Here is a 17,670-nt window from a genome sequence, read left to right on the forward strand (position 1 = left end):
TGAATCAACCGGGAAGGTTATTTGAAGTTACTTTGTCCTAAATTTTTTGATTAATGGAATCCAAAGGCAAGAAGATCCTGATAGCCGATGATGAGCCCGATATCCTTGAGATCATCCAGTACAATCTAACAAAAGAGGGGTATGAGGTGGCCACGGCCAAGGATGGCGACGAGGCCATCGGCAAGGCCAAGATCGTCCGACCCGATCTTATCATCCTGGACATCATGATGCCCAAGAAGAACGGTGTGGAGGTATGTGAGATCCTGCGGTCGCAGCCGTCCTTTAAGGAGACCCTGATTCTGCTGCTTACCGCGCTCAGCGACGAAGGTTCGCATGTCCGCGGGCTGGAAACCGGCGCCGACGATTATGTGACAAAGCCTATCAGCCCCAAGGTATTGATCAGCCGGGTAAATGCCCTTTTCCGGCGGGTGAATAAGGAACCCGAAGGCAAAGTTTTGAAGATAGAAAATCTAAGCATCGACCCGGCCAAATTCGAAGTGATGGTCGAAGGGAAAGACGTGACACTGGCCAAGAAGGAGTTCGAATTATTATACCTGCTTGCATCCCGGCCGGGGCGGGTATTCCTGCGCAACGAAATATTGAACCAGGTATGGGGAAATGAAGTGATCGTGGGCGACCGCACCATCGATGTCCATATCAGGAAGATAAGACAGAAGCTCGGATTGGACTGTATTACAACAGTGAAAGGGGTGGGTTATAAGTTTAATCTTTAGTATTTTTGGGGTTACATGCCGTCCACTAAAAACCTATCTCCCAGGCAGCTATCCGCTCTTACCGCCGGGCTGCTGGCTCTCCCTATTTCCATCGGCATCTTTATCCTCACCGGTAATATTATCGTGGGGGCAGCCTCCCTGTTGCTGATCTTTTCGGGCAGCTATGGGTTGATCCTTTTCACCCTCGAAAAGTTCATCTACCGGAAGATCAAACTGATATACAAGCTGATCCATCAGACAAAGGCCACCAAGAAGGAGGAGGTCTATTTCAAGTATATCCTTCCCCAGAAAAGCATCGACGAAGTGCGGGAGGATGTCGAAAAATGGGGGGAGAAGCGCAATGAGGAGATCGAGCTGTTGAAGAAGAACGAAGCCTACCGGAAGGAATTCCTGCAAAACCTGGCCCATGAGTTCAAAACGCCCATTTTCGCTATCCAGGGGTATGTGGACACCCTGCTCAACGGGGCGATGGAAGACATGGCGATAAGGAAAAAATTCCTGGAGAATGCGGCGAAGAATGTCGACCGGCTGGTCAATCTGATGAATGACCTGGATGAGATCTCCACCCTCGAACGCGGCGAGCAGCTGCTGTACAAACAGAACTTCATCACCCAGGACCTGATCCGGGAAATCTTCGAGTCCCTGTCCATCAAAACGCATAATAAGAATATCCGGACGACCATCAAAAAGGGATGCGAGTCCCCCATCATGGTCTTTGCCGATAAAGAGAAGATCAGGATGGTGCTGATCAACCTCGTAGAGAACGCCACCAAGTATGGGAAGCCCAATGGCAGTATCGTTGCCAGTGTCTATAAGATCGACGAGAAGAATGTGCTTATCGAGATCAGTGATGACGGCATCGGCATCGAGGAAGAACACCTGGGGCGCATCTTCGAACGATTTTACCGGACGGATGCGGCCAGGAGCCGCGACAAAGGGGGGACTGGTCTTGGGTTGGCGATCTGCAAGCATATTGTCGAGGCACACGGGCAGTCGATCCATGTGCGGAGCACGCCCGACGTGGGGACCACCATTGGGTTCACCCTGGAGTCCCGGCGAGATTGAGTGTACCGGGAATGCGCTTTGGGAAAAATGCGTACCTTCGCAGATCAAAATCCAAACAGTGACAACCACGACCCAAATATTCGATTACGAGAAGTGGACAGCCCAGCTGCCCGAACTTAGCAAGCGGTATCAGACGGCCCATCCATATGCACACATCGTACTGGAAAACTTCCTGGATCCGGCTGTGCTGAACAAATGCATCTCGGAATTCAACCACCTGAATGAAACCGACGGGTGGATCAATTACAAACACTATAACGAGGATAAGCGGGGATTGAATAAGATCGACCTGTTGCCGGAGACGATCAAGGAGACGATAAACGAACTCAACTCCCCGGCGTTTCTGGACTGGCTTAGCCAGATCACCGGAATCAAGGGACTGCAAAAGGATGACGGCCTCGAAGGCGGCGGCATCCATCAGTCCACGCGGGGTGGTTTTCTGAATATCCACGCCGACTTTACTGTACATCCGCATCATCGCAACTGGCAGCGTCGCGTAAACGTGCTGGTCTATCTGAACAAGGACTGGAAAGAAGAATGGGGCGGCAAACTGGAGCTTTGGGATAAAAAGATGAAGGCTTGTGAAGAGAGCGTGCTGCCAGTCTTCAATCGTTGTGTCATCTTCAATACCGATGCCGACTCCTATCATGGGCATCCTCTGCCGATGGAGTGTCCGGAAGGCACCTTCCGCCGGAGCATCGCGCTATATTATTACACGGTGGAAGAAAACCCTTATCGGAGGGCCACTTATTACCAGGCCAGACCCGGCGATGGAAGCAACAAGCTGCTGGTGAAGCTGGACAATGCTCTCGTGTCGGCCTATACAGCCGTCAAAGGGAAACTGGGCGCCAATGATAAGGTGGTGAGCGGCCTGCTGCGATTCTTCTCCGGTGGAAAAAAGAAGGGCAAGTAATCAGCTGAGGTAATATAGGGTTAATATTGATTGGTTAGCTTTAACGTCGCTATCCAAGCCCTTTACCTATGTGGAGCATCCTGGTCATAACCTGTATTATCTTTCAGACTGCTGTGGCGATCTTTCTGCTCAATGGGGTGCGGACGGGGGATAGTATGGATAAGTTTCTCCGGGCAATGCTGGTTATACTCCTGCTGCATCTATCCACCAAATTCCTGTTATTAGCCGTTTTGAAGGACCAGTTTCTGTATGCACAGATACCGACAGGGTTTAGCCTGGCCTATGGTCCCCTGCTGCTGGTAATTGCGCGCAGCATACTGGGCAAGCCCATGCGGCCACGGGCCATTCTCTTTCAATTCCTTCCTTTTTTCTCGCTTTCCCTGATCTATCTGACACTGGTAACCGCCGGGGCCACCGGGCGTATTCCGCGGTCGGTGATCTCGGGCTACGCCGCCTGGTATCAATGGATGATGATCCCGTCGCTATACGGATACCCCATCTATGTGAGGTTCTTGTTACGCCGGAATAAGACGCCGGAAGGGCGGCTGGCGGCGCAGATGGCGAATATTTTCCTGATCGGGATCTCCACCGGGATTTGTCTGTTCACCTTACATTTGACAATTATCAACATTCCTGGCTTCGACCCGCGGCTCCTGCCCTATATCTGTTTTTCCGCCATCCCTGTGCTGATCTTGCGCTACCGGCTGCGCAAGAGCGAGGAAAAAAGAGTAGTAGTTGTAGAGCGGGAGACCCCGGAGCAACGGGCGATGGATGCGGTGGTGGATCGACGAGCTGCAGGGGTGGCGGCTATGGAGGCGGCGGCTGCGGACGTGTCGGCTGCGGATCACGCCGCTACCGACCGCCGGTATGAGAAATCGGGTATGGATGCCGCGCGGATGGATGAGTATGAAGCCGCACTAACCGCCTTCATGGAAAAAAGCCGCATTTTCCTCGACACCGAGTTGTCGCTCGAGGGGCTGGCCTCGCGCATGAAGATGCCCAAGCATCATCTGACACAGCTGTTGAACGAGCGGGTGATGAAGAACTTCTACACGTACATCAACGAATATCGGATCGCCGAGGCCGTCGCCCGGTTAAACGATCATGCCAGGGAGGTGAATATCCTTTCCCTGGCATTCGATTGTGGATTCAATTCGAGGTCTTCCTTTAATAATTACTTCAAGAAAATTACGGGATATACCCCTTCCGCTTACAGGAAAAAACAGTTAGAGGCCAACGGAGCTGTCGCCCCTTCGGTGCTTATTCCAGGTACTTCGCCTTCAATATCGTGAGCTTCTCCTTATCCAACCCCAGCTGTTCGGTGAGGTACCGGTCGACAGACCCATATTGCGCCCGGATGGCGGCGAAAGTCGCGTCGAGATAAGCGCCGTCGGCGCTCATCAGTGCCCGCGCCACCGATTCGGAGATATGCATGGAGGTTATCGCCTGCTGTGATCTCGCGTTATCGGCAGCCCGATAATAATTTGTCGCCTCGTAATCCTGGCGGATAGTGGCATAGGGAACGCCCAATGCATAGAGCAGGAGGGCCGCCGCAATGCCCGTCCGGTCTTTGCCCGCTGTGCAATGGAATACCAGCGCATCGCCTTGCGGCAAGACCAGCAGCTTCCCGAAGAAGGGTTTGTATCTCGCGCTGAGGTAAGTGGTATTGCTATAAAATGATTTCATCAGCGAATCACCGCCGCTGGTCATCCCGGCGAGACGCCGGAACATTGTGTTTACGCTGTCGCTGCCTGCGGGACAAAGGATATAGTCCGTGCCGGGGTTGAGCTTATCGGGCGCCTGCGCTGACTCGGCCACGCCTCTGAGGTCGACATCATAAACGATATTGCGGGCCTTGAGCGTATCCAGGTCGGCCGATGTCAGCTTACTAATGTCCGCGCTTCGGTAGATGCTGCCCCAACGTACATGATGGCCGTCGGTGGTGGCATAGCCGCCGAGATCGCGGAAGTTGATGGCGCCCTGCATGGGAACGCGCCGGAGGCTGCTGTCGGCGACCTGGGCGATGAGGCCTGCCGGGAGCAAAAGCCCGAAAATGAAAAGATACTTGTACATGATCGTTATCGTTAGATTTAAAAAATGGCCGGCAGGAGTGCAAAACTCCACCGGCCTTGACTTAACGGAACCAAAACTATCGTCAGAGCCTCGTCCATTGACCGGATGGGGTCCGGTCGGGGGTTGGCTTATTTTACCAGCCACATATTCTGTGAGATATCATCCGTACCGCCATACTGCGATTGAATGGCGGCTTTGTTATTGGTGGTGTTCGCAAGCGCCTCATCCGATCCATACTGGAAACGGCGCGGGATGAGGTTGCTCGGGGTACCGATGCCGGCGCCGCCCTGTGAAAAGGCGGGGATGCCGGTTCTTCTCCAGTTGTAATAGGCTTCCCAGCCGGAATTGTTGAAGAAGGCTACATACTTCTGTTGCAGTATCTGGGTCAGGCCGGCATTGTTGTTGCCGGCATAGGCTACATTGGTGAGGAAGGTATTGATGTCAACCGTCACCGTACCCAGCGTAGTCCCGCCAACATCGCCGATGGTAAGGGTCTGGCCCTGGCTGAGGCCATAGTTGCTGAGGGAGGCTTTTATCCCGTTGGTGTACCAGGTGGCGGCAGTACCCGTGGTGCTCCACCCGCGGTTGAGGCCTTCGGCAATGTTGAAGCAGAGTTCGGGGTAGCCGATGAGGATGAAGGGTTCTGCGTTCGCCGCCGAGCTGGAGGTATAATACCTGCTGTAGTTGGCAAAAGAATACATCCCGCTATTGGCGGAATTCGTCTGGATGGTGCCTATCGCCGTGCTGATGTCGGCCCCGACATAGGCGGTGAAGTCACCGACCAGTTTGCCGGCTTTGATCTGTCCCGGAGCCGGTGTCGCCGTAACGAAAGTGCGTGGGTCCTTGGTGCTGGTGGTCAGGTTGAGATAGGTGTTGCAGATGTTCGCATAGCCATTGTAGGGAGCCCAACCGTGCAGGAAGATGGGATACTGGTTAAAGGCGGCATTGTACTTGAAGACCATGTTGTCGCTGTTGGAGGTCATCACCGGGTATTGGCTAGGGTTAGCCAGGATGGTGGCGAACTGCTGCGGGATATTCAGGTCGGCATTGTCCGTCGCCCGTTTGCTGAGGCTGACGAGCACGCGCAACCGGTAGGTGTTCACCACTTTTTGCCATTGCAGGTTGGTCAGGCCGAAGATGTCGCCGCTTGCATCGAAGGCAGCGCCGGGCTTGGTCGTGGGCAGAGCATTATAGGCTCCCAAGATGGTGTTGGCGCTGTCCAGCAGGGCAAGGGCATACTGATAGACATCGTGCTGGCTGTTATAAGTCGGGGTTGGATAGGCCGTAGGATTGCCCGCCTGTTTTGCAGGGATATCGCCTACACGCTGGGTGTACCAGATGAGGCTGTAGGCCTGGAAGAATTTGGCGAGGCCATAGTATTTGTTGGTGTAGTTGGAAAACTGTCTGTACGCCTGGCTTCCCAGCAGGCCGGCATATTTCAGCAGGTCGTATTCGGTGGCGCTGACAGACCAGTTGTAGAAATTGTTGCCCCGGTAGTAGGGATAGTTGGAAACATAATACTGCTGCCAGATGTAGAGCTGGTCCCAGGGCGTTTCATTATAGGAGCCCGGCCGGCTATCGACCACGCCGCCGCCGGCATAGAGGCTATAGGTCATGTGGTTGAGGATCAGCGAAACAGGGACGACGCTAGTCTGACTCGCCACGTTTGGATTGGACAGCAGATCGCCTTTCTCACAGCCGGTGCCGGTCACCACGATCACGGCCGTCAGGGCAATCCAGAAGATGAGATTCTTTTTCATGTCAATATTTTTATTCTGTTGTGTTTTGTACATGTTACTAGAAGCTTACGTTTAGATTCGCCCCAAAACGACGGGACGTGGCGCTTTGCAGGTCGGGGTACGTGCCGTTGGCGCTGAAGTTGGAATTATTATACCCGGCCGGATACTGGTCGATGTCGAAATCCTTGCGCTTTGCGAAATAGAGCAGGTTCCTGCCGATGAGGGAAACGGAGAGCCCTTTGAGGGTAGAACCAGGCTTCAGGCGGAAATTGTAGGTGAGGTTCACTTCACGGAGCTTGACAAAGCTCCGGTCGATGAAATAGTATTCGTCGACATTGGAACCCAGCCCGGAGGACAGATAGGTCTGTACCGTCGTAGCGGTGGTGTTATTGGCAAAGGTCAGCGACTTCAGGTTATCGATCTGGTCGTTGGTGTAGTGCGGGGTTCCGCTGGCAATGACCACGCCGGGGGCGACATAAGCAGCCACAGGCGCATTCTGACCCTGATTGGTGGAGTTCCATTCTGCGCGGCGGGCGGCGCCGTAGGCGCCGGAAGCGGATTCGATGGAAGTACCGCCGTTGTTACCCTGGTACAACACGCGGTCGTAGATCTTGCCGCCGATGCGGCCGTCAAACTGGAAGCTGATGCTGAAATTCTTATAGGAGAAGCGGTTGTTGATGCCGAAAGCGAAGTCGGGGTTGAGATAGCCGATGAGGCCACGGTTGCTCAGGTCAGACTGGCCGGGTGCGACCAGCGGCGCATTCGTGCCGGTGCCGTAGACAATATTGCCCGAGCCATCCCGAACGAACTTGGTGCTGTAATAGGCATCCAACCTTTCACCCACCTTATAATTGTGACCATTCAGGGAGATAGTCGAAAGACCGCCATAGATGGATTTCAGGGTCTCGCGGAAAGTGGACCAGTTGGCCAAGATGTCCCAGGAGAACCCGTGCGGATTGCGGAAAGGACTGCCGGAGAGGGTCAGTTCCCAGCCGGTCTTCAGCGTGGTGAGACCGTTGGCGTTCTCCGAATAATAGCCGGTGGAGGAAGGCAGCGTATTCTGGAAGATATTCGGTCCGTTCACCGTCCGGAAATAGGTAGCGTCCAGGCCCAGGCGGTTCTTCAGGAAGCGGATATCGAGACCGCCTTCAGTAGATTGTACGTCATAGGGTTTAAGCGCCGGGTCGGCGAGGTTGGTGGAATAGTTCACCGATGTTCCGCCGTTGTAGTAGCTCGTGATGCTATAGCCATTCTGGTTGTAATAGGTGGGACCGTCGTAGGACGTCACGTCTTCCGTTCCATATCCCAGGTAGTTGCCCAGGGTCTGCGGGCCGACATAGCCGTTGGTGGCCAGGGAATAGGCCGTTCCGATGGAGGAAGAGGTAAGCGCACCCTTTACATCGGCGAAGGAAGCGCGCACCTTCAGGAAGCTGATGGCGGAAGGCATATCGATGTAATCCGACAACACCGTGCTGGCCGAAACGGAAGGATAGAAGAAGGTGTTCGAACCGCTGGGCAGGGTGGAGAGGTTGTCCACACGACCGGTGGTCGACAGGGTGAAGAAGTTCTTGTAGCCGATGTCCACGCTATAATAGCCGCTGTACACCTGCATTTTGGAATCCCAGGTGAAGGTGGCGCCGTTTTGCGTATTGGACAGGATATAGATACCAGGCTGTGAAAGTCCCTTGGTAGTGGCCCAGGAACTCTTATAAGAGAAAGCGCGGCTGCTGGCGCCAACGTTGGCGCCGATGGTCCAGTCGCTGACCTTCTTATTATAGGTGGCGAGGAAGTCGGTATTGTTCTCCAGGAGGTTGCGATGGTCTTCACGATAATCACCGTACCAGCCGAAATAATACCAGGACAGGTAGGTATTGAGGTTGGCCGAGGAGGGCACCTGCTCGGTACGCAGCTGATCCCAGGTGGTCACCTGGCTGCGGATGGCGAGGTTGATGTCATTGGTGAGCTTATAGCTCAATTTCAGGTAGGAATAGATGTCCAGCTTGTTGTGCGTGCGCATCCACCGCTCGGCCATGAACCAGGCGCTGTTCTCACGGCCGTATTCCGGAGCGTACTGCGTCAGATCGGGCACGCCCTGCGGGCCTTTATAGATGTTCTTCAGGTCGTTGATATCGTAATCGGAAGAGCCATACACCCTAAACATATAGGTGTAGCTGTTGGGACCGTAGGAGGCATCAGGGATGTTGGGCGAATATTGTACGTTGATGTTGGCATTGCCTTCCAGCCGCAGCCTGGGAGTGAAGTTATAACCGGCATTGAGATTGAAGTTGTCGACATTGAGCCGGGTGTTGGGGTTACGCCCTTTCTGGAAGGTGTGCGAGTAGGACATCCGGATATCGGAATTAGTCCCGCTGGTGGCGGCCGAAACGTTGACCGTATTGAGCAGGCCGATCTCCATGAACTTGTCGAAGTTGTTCGCCCCTCTGGCCGTCCAGGGCGTGGGAGTTCTGACGCCGGTGGTGGGGTCATAGGGTCCGTCATATTGCTTGATCAGCTGACCCTCGAAGCGGGGGCCATATTCCTGGAGGCGCTGGGAGTTGTCATACAGGACGTCTACGCCGCCGTAGGTTCCGTTGCCATTAGTCCCATGCGGAGCATAGGTGTAAGACCCTTTCTGTGCATACTGATAGAGGTAGTTGGTGCCGCGACCATATTCCGTCTGGCTTTTCGGGACGGTGAGCCAGGTATCCTCGACCATGGCGCTGTTGTTGACGTTGATCTCCCAGCCTTTCTTATCCTTCGAACCCCGTTTTGTCGTGATGACAATGGCGCCGTTCTGCCCGCGGAAACCATAGAGAGCTGCAGCGTTGGGGCCTTTCAACACGGAATAGGATTCGACATCATCCGGGCTGATATTCCAGGTGTCGGAGTTGATGGGTACGCCATCCACGACGAACAGGATATCGGTGTTGCCGCGCATCACCACCTGGGGGCGGGTAAGCATTTCCGCATTGGCGCCGACGCTGAGGCCGGCTATCTTTCCTTCCAGGCCCTGTACGGGGTTGACGTCCCGGGCCTTCGTGATCTCTTCTCCTTTCAATTCCTGTACGGCATATCCGATCTTCTTCACTTCCTTTTTAATACCCAGTGCCGTAACGATCACTTCGTTGAGCTGGGCATTAGTTGGTACAAGCGATATGTTAATACGGTTATCCTTTCCGACGGCCACTTCCTGGGTGGTGTAGCCGATGAAAGAAAAGACCAGCACAGGGCTCTGACTTTTCAATGTGAGGGCGTAGTTGCCGCCCGCGTCTGTCGTAGTAAAATTTTGGGCCCCTTTTTCCTGGATGGTAACTCCCAGAAGGCCGCCCCCATCGGGAGCAATGACCTTACCTAAGATGGTCCTCTCCTGGGCAAAAGCAGAACCACCCGAAAGCAGGCAGTTCAGTAATACCATAATAGTTACTGCCGTTCGTGTCAATTTTTGTCTCATTGGAGTTGATTGAGTATTTAAAAAAGATGAAATAGAGAAGCGATCCAGCCAGTCAGTTTCGGCCTGCAAATGTGCCTTATGCGACAGCCCTTTTCAACTTCGCCATGCGGGAACTACATCTTTTTGAACAGCCCACACGGGAAATACATCAACGAGAAATAACTATTTGACTATCAATATTTTGCAATGTTTCCAAATGGTTAACTTACCATTAATAAAGTATGAATACTCCGGACCAGGGTATCGCCGCCTTCTTCGAGTGTGCCGTTATTGGCGATGCGGATGAGGCCGGGCAGGTCCGCAGGCAGCACCGGTTGCCGTTTTATCCTGGTAGCGATGCCATCAGCCGTCTCGCGGCCCCGGGTCTCCAGGCGCCGGCGGATGATCTCTTCATCGGCTTCTATAATAATAGGTGTCAGCTGTTGGTATCGTTTGGCCGCTACCGGTAGATACTGGCGGCTACCGTTGACAACGACATGCAGGCCGCTGTTCATCCACGATTCAATTTCCAGTCCAATACCATAATAAAGGTCATGACTTTCCCAGTGAAGGGCGAACAATCCCGCATCTCTACGCAGGCGAAATTCCTGCGGGCTGATGGCAATATGGTTTTCGCTGCCCTCGGTAGCATCACGGGTGATATACCGGTGCGCGAAGAGGACGGGTAATGAGCCATTAATTCGTTGCCGTGCGTATTGCATCAGGGCATCCTTTCCCACTCCTGAAGCGCCGATGATATAAATAAGCCGGGATGTCATGGATACGAATTTGAGGTGTGGACATTCGGGTTTGATTGGGATTTGATTAGAACTTAATTATTCCTTTGTTGGTCATTAAATATTAGCCATTTGTTAGCACTTTGTTAGTGGCGGTCGAATAATGCGGCAGGAATGGATGGAAAGTGGGGGAATTGTTACACATTTAACATTCCCCTAATCATCGGTTCATATTTGTTGTCTAACATAGTATCATGAAAAAGTACAGGCTCATCATCATCGACGACCATCATGATACGTTGGAGCTGCTTAAGTACAACCTGCTTTCCGAAGGATATGAGGTAAAGGCCTTCTTCAACGCGGTGGATGCGATGAAATATGTCACTATGGATAATACCGATCTGGTGATCACCGATTGGATGCTGCCGGAGATGGATGGGCTCGACCTGTGCAGAAATCTAAAACACAATCCGGCCACCCAGTACATCCCGGTTGTCATGCTCACCGGTAAGGCGGATGAGATAGACGTTGTGACGGCATTGGAAGTAGGTGCGGAAGATTATCTCGCCAAGCCGGTGAGGATAAGGGAAATGCTGACCCGGATCAAGAAGATCCTGCGCCGGCAGGCGGGTGAGCTGGTGGCGATGACGACCCGGATCAATAAGGAGTCGATAACGCGAGGAAGGCTGCAGCTGGACCTTGCCAGCTATACAGTGAGCATCGGCGAAGAGCCGCTGGATCTTACCATCGTCGAGTTTCGCCTGCTGGAATTGCTGGCCCGTCAGCCTGGTAAGGTTTTCTCCCGGGCGCAGATAATGGAGCGCATCAATGGAACAGACTATTTCGCGGCCGAGCGGTCGGTGGATGTGCAGGTAGCCGGGCTGCGGAAGAAACTTGGGCCTTATAAAGACGGGATCGAGACGGTGCGGTCGGTGGGCTACCGGTTTAATGAAAAAGCGTTGTGATAGCAGCCGGCGAACGGTTGTGACAGCTCGCGGCGACGAAGAAACGGCTGTAACGATGAAATAATAAAACTCCCTACTCCTCCTAACAATTCCCACACAATTGCCTGCTACTTTTATCGCAAACCGCGAAGATGCAACAGGCCGACTATATCTTATGCGAGTGTGCGTTAGCGCCATTAGAAGCCTTTGTACGGGAGCTCGAGCCGCAATGCACCGTGCAGGTTATACGCCATCCTGCAGTTGTCATCACTATGATACGGGCGGAAGATTCAGTGGAAGGGCAGCCTTTCTACCTCGGTGAAGCATTAGTCACGGAATGTGAGCTGAATGTCGACGGGCAGGCCGGCTTTGGCCTTTGCCTGGGTGACGAACCGGTGCGAAGCTATTGCATCGCCTTTATGGATGCCTTGTTACTGTTGGCCGACGGCAGGCTGCCCTGGGTTCAGGCCTTTCTTGAAGAACAGGAAGCGCTTATCGCCGATCGCCTGCAGACGGAACACGCGCATATCCAACGCACCAAAGTGGATTTCAAATTAATGGAGGAAGAATAGTTATATGCAACGGGAAACCCTTTATGATGCAGTGTTTGACGCACAGGCGGACTATCGCCTGTTGTTGGATGCAATGGCGAGGCCGGGGAAGATCAACAAGCTGCCACGACGGGGGCTGACGCCGCCGCCGGGTCTTTCCGAGGCCGCGGCGTCGGTGGGGTTCGCCCTGCTGGATGCGAATGCAGGCTTTTTTGTGGATGGGGAGGATGTGGCAATAACACGCTACCTGGTCGTCAACACGTCTGCCAGACCTGTAGGGATAGCCGAAGCAGATTTTGTTTTTGCAGGGGGACTCGCTTCGCCTTCGCTTGTCGCTTCGATGAAAAAAGGGACGCTCGCCTATCCGGATGAAGGGGCGACGCTGGTGGTGGATGTGGAGGAGTTGGCGGCGGAGGTGCGGGGACTGGGCCGGGAAGTGGAGGCGGCGGAGAGACATGTGACGCCGGATAGCGACTCCACCCTGGCGTTGACGCTGAGTGGTCCGGGTGTAGCGGGAGAAAGGGTTTTTTTTGTGCGGGGGTTGAACACGACCCTTGTGCAAGCGCTGCAGGAGTGCAATGCGGAGTTCCCGCTTGGGGTTGACCTTGTGCTGGCGGATGGCGCCGGGCGGATTGCTTGTATACCGCGGAGCAGTAAGGTTAAATGGGCAATAATAAATTAAAGGAAGAACTATGGGATATGTAGCCGTAAAAGGGGGCGACGACGCGATCGCACACGCCAGGGTGTTGGTAGAATTCTACCGCCTGCGCGAGCAGACGCCACCGATCACTATTCAGCAGATGAGGACACAAATGCGGCTGGCGGTGGACAAGGTGATGGGAGAAGGCGGGCTGTATGCGCCCGAATATGCCGCCATCGCCCTCAAACAATCGGAAGGAGAGGTATTCGAAGCGGCGTTTATCCTCCGGGCTTTTATCACGACCCTTCAGCGCAGGTATTATTCAGAGGCCATCGATACGCGGGAGATGTTTGTCCGCCGGAAGATCTCTGCCTCATTCAGGGAGATACCCGGTGGCCAGGTGCTCGGACCTACCCGGGATTATACGCAGCGCCTGCTCGATACTGCACTGACGGAAGAGACCGAAGAGACGATCGGGCGTTTCCTGGCGGAGCTCGAGGGCCATATCGATCCACAGCAATTGGCCGCTGTCACCACCTATGACAAGGTGATCGACCTGTTGCGGCGGGAGGGTTTGTTAAAGCCGGTAGAAAATGAAGAAGATACGACACTGAAGGACATCACCCGCGAAGCGATCAAATTTCCTGCACCCCGGTCGGCCCGGCTGCAGATGATGGCCCGGGCAGAGACGGGTGGGCTGATGGCCCTGGGCTACAGCAGCCTGCGCGGCTTTGGCAATACGCATCCCACCGTGTGTGAACTACGTTATGGCACAGTACCGGTGCGGGTGAAAGACCCTTCGGGCCGTATCCGGTACATCGGCAAGATCGAAGTCACCGAAGCGGAGATGATCACGAGCACAACGTGCACCTCGAAGAAGAAGGTCCTACCCTTTTACACCATCGGTTATGGGCTTTGCTTCGGGCAGAACGATACCAAGGCGATCTGTATGGGCATCCTCGACCGGGCGATGCGCAGTCCTGATGGGCGCAGTCCTGCCACAGATCAGGAGTTTGTGCTCTATCATACGGAAGGCATCGAGGCGATGGGTTTCGTCAACCATTTAAAGTTGCCGCATTATGTCACCTTCCAGGCGAGCCTCAGTAATGTCCGGGCGGCATTGAGAAGGGCCGGCGCCGCGTCCCTGGAAACTGTAAGTGAAACCGTATGATCGAAAACACCAAATTCCAGCACCGATACAACTTTGCCTTTATCGACGAGTCTACAAAGAAGGAGATCAGGAGAAAATTATTAAAGGCCGTGGCGATACCGGGTTATCAATGCCCTTATTCCTCCCCCGAGATGCCCATCGCGCGGGGATGGGGAACAGGAGGGCTGCATGTGACCCTGGCGATCATCGGCCGGGAGGATATCTTCAAGATCATTGACCAGGGCAGCGACGCCAGCGTCAACGCCTGCAACCTTCGGGATTTTGTGCAGGCTATGACCGGATGCAGGACGACGTTCGACACGACGGAAGCCACGTTGATCCAGACGCGGCACCGGATAACCGAAGAAGCACTGACGGCGGAGCAGGTGTTTGTATTCCAGGTTCCGCAGCCCGAGCCTCTTCGGTCGGTGGAGCGCTACGAGTACCGCACCCGACAGATGCATGGGGAGGCTGATTATGCGAAGATGTGGGTCAGCTTATACGAGTCTTTCGTTCGTCATGGGGACATCCTGCTGGGTGCGGGTTATCCTGTCAGGATCAACGGCCGGTATATCATGGCGCCATCACCCATCCCCCGGTGGGATATCCCCAACCTGCACCAGGCGGAGACGCTTTACCTGTTTGGCGCGGGCCGGGAGAAGCGGCTCTATGCCGTTCCACCGCATACTACTGTGGAACCACTGGAATTCGAGGATGTCCGGTTTCATATCGAAGACTTCAACGGGCAGGTCTGCAACCAGACGGGTTACCGGAAGGCGTTTCTGGATGAGATCTATTCGGACGACGGATCGAAACAATTCGTCGTAAACGACAGCAATTTTCTCGACAAGCTGCGGGCGGGTGAACCGATCGCTCCTTTTGTCAACGCATATATCCAACAGATAGAATCATGAACAACGGAAATCATCATAACGGGGCCGCGACGGCGGGGGGAGTGGGGCCAGCGGGGATCGCGGGTGCGGGCGACAACCAATGGCTGCTGCGGGTTCGTAACCTGACAAAAATATATGGAGAACCGGGGCCCCGGACCCTGGAGCTGACGGGTCCGGAATTCAGCTCCAACATCTGCCCGGACACCGACAGCATCGTAGCCTGCGCCGAAGTCAGCTTCGACCTCTATCCCGGGGAAGTGCTGGGCATCGTAGGGGAGAGTGGTTCGGGAAAGAGCACCGTCGTGAAGCTGTTGTATTTCGATCTCGGGAAGACTGCGGGCAGCGCCTTGCTGTATCCCTATGACCAGGGGCAGACTAACATGCTCGAAGCTTCCGGCCAACAAAAGCGCCGTATCCGCAACCACCTCATGGGGATGGTCTACCAGAACCCGCGGGATGGCTTGAACTTCCATTTTTCCTCGGGAGGCAACATCGCCGAAAAGCTGATCATGGCGGGGCAGCTGCATGTCGGCGGCATCCGGGAGAGGGCCTCGCAGCTGCTGGAGAAGACCGAGATCCCGGTGCGGCGCCTCGATGATACGCCGGCCACGTTTAGCGGTGGCATGCAGCAGCGGGTGCAGATAGCCAAGGCCATCGCCAACAATCCGCCCTTGCTCTTCCTGGATGAAGTGACGACGGGTCTCGATGTCTCGGTGCAGGCAAGAGTGCTCGATCTCATCCGCGAACTCCAGCAGGAGCTGGGTATTGCGATGATCGTCGTCAGCCACGACCTCTCCGTGATCAGGATGCTCACCGACCGGACGCTGGTGATGAAGAATGGACGCATCGTGGAGAGCGGGCTTACGGATCAGATACTCCAGGACCCGCAGCATGCCTATACACAATTACTCGTCAGCTCATTATTATGAATATCATAGAAGTCCATCAGCTGAGTAAGACCTTCGATTTGCATATCCTTCATGATAAGCAGATCACGGCCTTGCAGCATATCGATATGACCATCAGGGAGGGAGAGATCATCGGCCTCACCGGCAGATCGGGTTCGGGCAAGTCCAGTCTGATGAAGTGTTTGTATCGCACCTATTTAGCCACGACGGGAGAGATCCGCTATGCTTCCGCTTCGGGTGTCATCGACCTGGTAAAAGCCGATGATCATGCCATTATCGCGTTGCGGCGGCAGGAGATGCGCTATTGTTCGCAATTCCTGAGCGTCATTCCGCGGGTGCCGGCGGTGGATGTAGTAGCAGAGCCGCTGCTCCGCACGGAGAAGAATAAGGAGGAAGCGAGGGCCAGGGCCAGGACATTATTGGAGATGCTGGGGCTGCCTTCGGGTCTCTGGGACGCCTATCCCGTCACTTTTAGCGGGGGTGAGCAGCAACGGGTGAATGTGGCAAGAGCCATCATCGCAAAGCCGCGGCTGTTGCTCATCGATGAGCCCACCGCATCGCTCGATGTTCGGACCAAGGATGTGGTGATCGGGCTTATCCGCGACCTCAAACAGCATGGGACATCCGTTTTGTGCATCTCCCATGATGAATATACCCTTTCGACATTAGCCGACCGCCGGTTGCACCTGCAGGCGGGACGCATAACACCTACCGTAACTGAAATCATATGAATACAGTATTGATCACCAATGCACAAGTAGTCACACCTGATGGCATCATCTCCGACGGTTCGGTCTGGGTAGAAGAAGGCCGGATCCGACAGGTGGGCGCCGTCACCGATGCGCTGGCCCGGGAGGGGCAGCTGCTGGATGCCGGTGGGGCCTATGTTATACCCGGCATCATCGACATCCACACGGATGCCATGGATGCGGAGATCGTACCGCGGCCTGCGGCCGATATCCCGGTGGAGGTAGCCTTTCGCGAACTGGAGCGGAAGATGTGCAGCTGCGGCATCACCACGGTCTTTCACTCGCTGCATCTTGGTTATGAGTCGGCCGAGAACCAATCGCGCAGCCGGTATACGCGGGGGGATATCTTCCGAAAAGTTTACGGAGCCGCCACCAGACCCACCCTTATCCGTAACCGTATCCATCTCCGCTTCGAGCTCAGTGGGATAAATGCTTTTGAGGAATGTCTCGATCTTATGCGCAACGGCGTTGTCGATCTGCTTTCCGTGATGGATCATACCCCGGGACAGGGGCAATTCAACAAAGAGCGATTCAAGGAGCATTTGCTTGCGCAGGGGAAGAGTGAAGCGCAGTATCATGAAGAACTCCTGTTGCGCAGCACCCGGCCAAGGATCGAAGGCGACCAATTGGAATACCTTGTCCGCGCGGCCCTGGAGAACCGGTTGCCGGTGGCGTCGCATGATGACGACACCATCGAAAAGGTGGATGCTATGCTGGCCATGGGAGTAAGCATCTGTGAATTCCCTATCAATTTCGCGACAGCACGCTATGCTTCGGAGATGGGCATGCATGTCGCCGGCGGGGCCTCCAACATCCTCCGGGGTGGGTCGCTCTCCGGTAACCTGGATATGACGGAAGCCGTGCTGGAAGGCGTTGTGGACATTCTTTGCTCGGATTATTACCCGGCGGCCATCCTGCATTCGATATTCAAGCTCCACCGGGAAAAGAACATGCGGCTGCATGAAGCCGTCAACCTGGCGACGCTGCATCCCGCGGAATCTGTTGGCCTTGACGAGACCCTGGGCAGCCTAGAGGCAGGCAAGGAGGCCGACCTGCTTATAGTGCGTATCCAGGATGGGCTGCCGATGGCGACCCATGTCATGGTAAACGGCAAATTCGTAATGCAGACGACCACAAAATAATA

General features: G+C 54.7%; 16 protein-coding genes. 12 read left to right on the forward strand and 4 right to left on the reverse strand.

Annotation, left to right across the window (positions count from 1 at the left end; all coding sequences use genetic code 11):
* The first annotated feature begins 53 nt into the window (after positions 1-53).
* From IEY39_RS16940 to IEY39_RS16955, 4 genes are all read left to right on the forward strand, one after another.
* Positions 54-734: a response regulator gene (locus IEY39_RS16940; RefSeq protein ID WP_188933641.1), complete on the forward strand. Its 681-nt coding sequence runs from the start codon at positions 54-56 to the stop codon at positions 732-734.
* Between the two features lie 15 nt (positions 735-749).
* Positions 750-1,799 (forward strand): sensor histidine kinase, encoded by a 1,050-nt coding sequence (locus IEY39_RS16945; RefSeq protein WP_188933643.1) that lies wholly within the window; start codon positions 750-752, stop codon positions 1,797-1,799.
* A 58-nt stretch (positions 1,800-1,857) separates the two neighbouring features.
* Positions 1,858-2,712, forward strand: coding sequence for a 2OG-Fe(II) oxygenase (locus tag IEY39_RS16950; RefSeq protein WP_229688949.1), 855 nt, complete (start codon positions 1,858-1,860; stop codon positions 2,710-2,712).
* A 68-nt stretch (positions 2,713-2,780) separates the two neighbouring features.
* Entirely contained in the window at positions 2,781-4,004 is a 1,224-nt protein-coding gene (locus IEY39_RS16955; protein ID WP_188933648.1) for a helix-turn-helix domain-containing protein, read from the forward strand.
* Here the strand turns inward: IEY39_RS16955 and IEY39_RS16960 are convergent.
* The 4 genes from IEY39_RS16960 to phnN form a co-directional block, all read right to left on the reverse strand.
* Positions 3,973-4,785 (reverse strand): tyrosine-protein phosphatase, encoded by an 813-nt coding sequence (locus tag IEY39_RS16960; protein WP_188933650.1) that lies wholly within the window; start codon positions 4,783-4,785, stop codon positions 3,973-3,975. The two genes, IEY39_RS16955 and IEY39_RS16960, sit on opposite strands and share 32 nt — an antisense overlap.
* 128 nt (positions 4,786-4,913) lie before the next feature.
* A complete protein-coding gene (locus IEY39_RS16965; protein WP_188933652.1) occupies positions 4,914-6,545 on the reverse strand; it encodes a SusD/RagB family nutrient-binding outer membrane lipoprotein in 1,632 nt (543 codons plus the stop codon).
* Positions 6,546-6,582: 37 nt separating this feature from the next.
* Entirely contained in the window at positions 6,583-9,975 is a 3,393-nt protein-coding gene (locus IEY39_RS16970; protein ID WP_188933654.1) for a SusC/RagA family TonB-linked outer membrane protein, read from the reverse strand.
* A 200-nt stretch (positions 9,976-10,175) separates the two neighbouring features.
* Positions 10,176-10,733 (reverse strand): phosphonate metabolism protein/1,5-bisphosphokinase (PRPP-forming) PhnN, encoded by a 558-nt coding sequence (gene phnN, locus IEY39_RS16975; RefSeq protein WP_188933656.1) that lies wholly within the window; start codon positions 10,731-10,733, stop codon positions 10,176-10,178.
* 212 nt (positions 10,734-10,945) lie between these two features.
* Between phnN and IEY39_RS16980 the strand changes: the two genes are divergently transcribed.
* From IEY39_RS16980 to IEY39_RS17015, 8 genes are all read left to right on the forward strand, one after another.
* Positions 10,946-11,656, forward strand: a complete 711-nt coding sequence (locus tag IEY39_RS16980; protein WP_188933658.1) for a response regulator transcription factor — start codon at positions 10,946-10,948, stop codon at positions 11,654-11,656.
* Between the two features lie 131 nt (positions 11,657-11,787).
* Entirely contained in the window at positions 11,788-12,207 is a 420-nt protein-coding gene (gene phnG, locus IEY39_RS16985; RefSeq protein WP_188933660.1) for a phosphonate C-P lyase system protein PhnG, read from the forward strand.
* 4 nt (positions 12,208-12,211) lie between these two features.
* On the forward strand, positions 12,212-12,868 hold the full coding sequence (phnH, locus tag IEY39_RS16990; RefSeq protein WP_188933662.1) for a phosphonate C-P lyase system protein PhnH: 657 nt from the start codon (positions 12,212-12,214) through the stop codon (positions 12,866-12,868).
* Between the two features lie 10 nt (positions 12,869-12,878).
* A complete protein-coding gene (locus tag IEY39_RS16995; protein WP_188933664.1) occupies positions 12,879-13,997 on the forward strand; it encodes a carbon-phosphorus lyase complex subunit PhnI in 1,119 nt (372 codons plus the stop codon).
* On the forward strand, positions 13,994-14,890 hold the full coding sequence (locus tag IEY39_RS17000; RefSeq protein WP_188933666.1) for an alpha-D-ribose 1-methylphosphonate 5-phosphate C-P-lyase PhnJ: 897 nt from the start codon (positions 13,994-13,996) through the stop codon (positions 14,888-14,890). The genes IEY39_RS16995 and IEY39_RS17000 overlap by 4 nt, the downstream gene beginning before the upstream one ends.
* Positions 14,887-15,798 carry an ATP-binding cassette domain-containing protein gene (locus tag IEY39_RS17005; RefSeq protein ID WP_188933668.1) on the forward strand — a complete coding sequence of 304 codons (912 nt, stop codon included), beginning with the start codon at positions 14,887-14,889 and terminating at the stop codon, positions 15,796-15,798. The genes IEY39_RS17000 and IEY39_RS17005 overlap by 4 nt, the downstream gene beginning before the upstream one ends.
* Positions 15,795-16,508 carry a phosphonate C-P lyase system protein PhnL gene (locus tag IEY39_RS17010; RefSeq protein WP_229688950.1) on the forward strand — a complete coding sequence of 238 codons (714 nt, stop codon included), beginning with the start codon at positions 15,795-15,797 and terminating at the stop codon, positions 16,506-16,508. The genes IEY39_RS17005 and IEY39_RS17010 overlap by 4 nt, the downstream gene beginning before the upstream one ends.
* The gene (locus IEY39_RS17015) at positions 16,505-17,668 is read left to right on the forward strand and encodes an alpha-D-ribose 1-methylphosphonate 5-triphosphate diphosphatase (RefSeq protein ID WP_188933670.1); all 1,164 of its coding nucleotides are present in this window, start codon (positions 16,505-16,507) and stop codon (positions 17,666-17,668) included. The genes IEY39_RS17010 and IEY39_RS17015 overlap by 4 nt, the downstream gene beginning before the upstream one ends.
* Positions 17,669-17,670: the final 2 nt, after the last annotated feature.

The organism is Puia dinghuensis (genome assembly GCF_014642875.1).
GTDB lineage: Bacteria > Bacteroidota > Bacteroidia > Chitinophagales > Chitinophagaceae > Puia > Puia dinghuensis.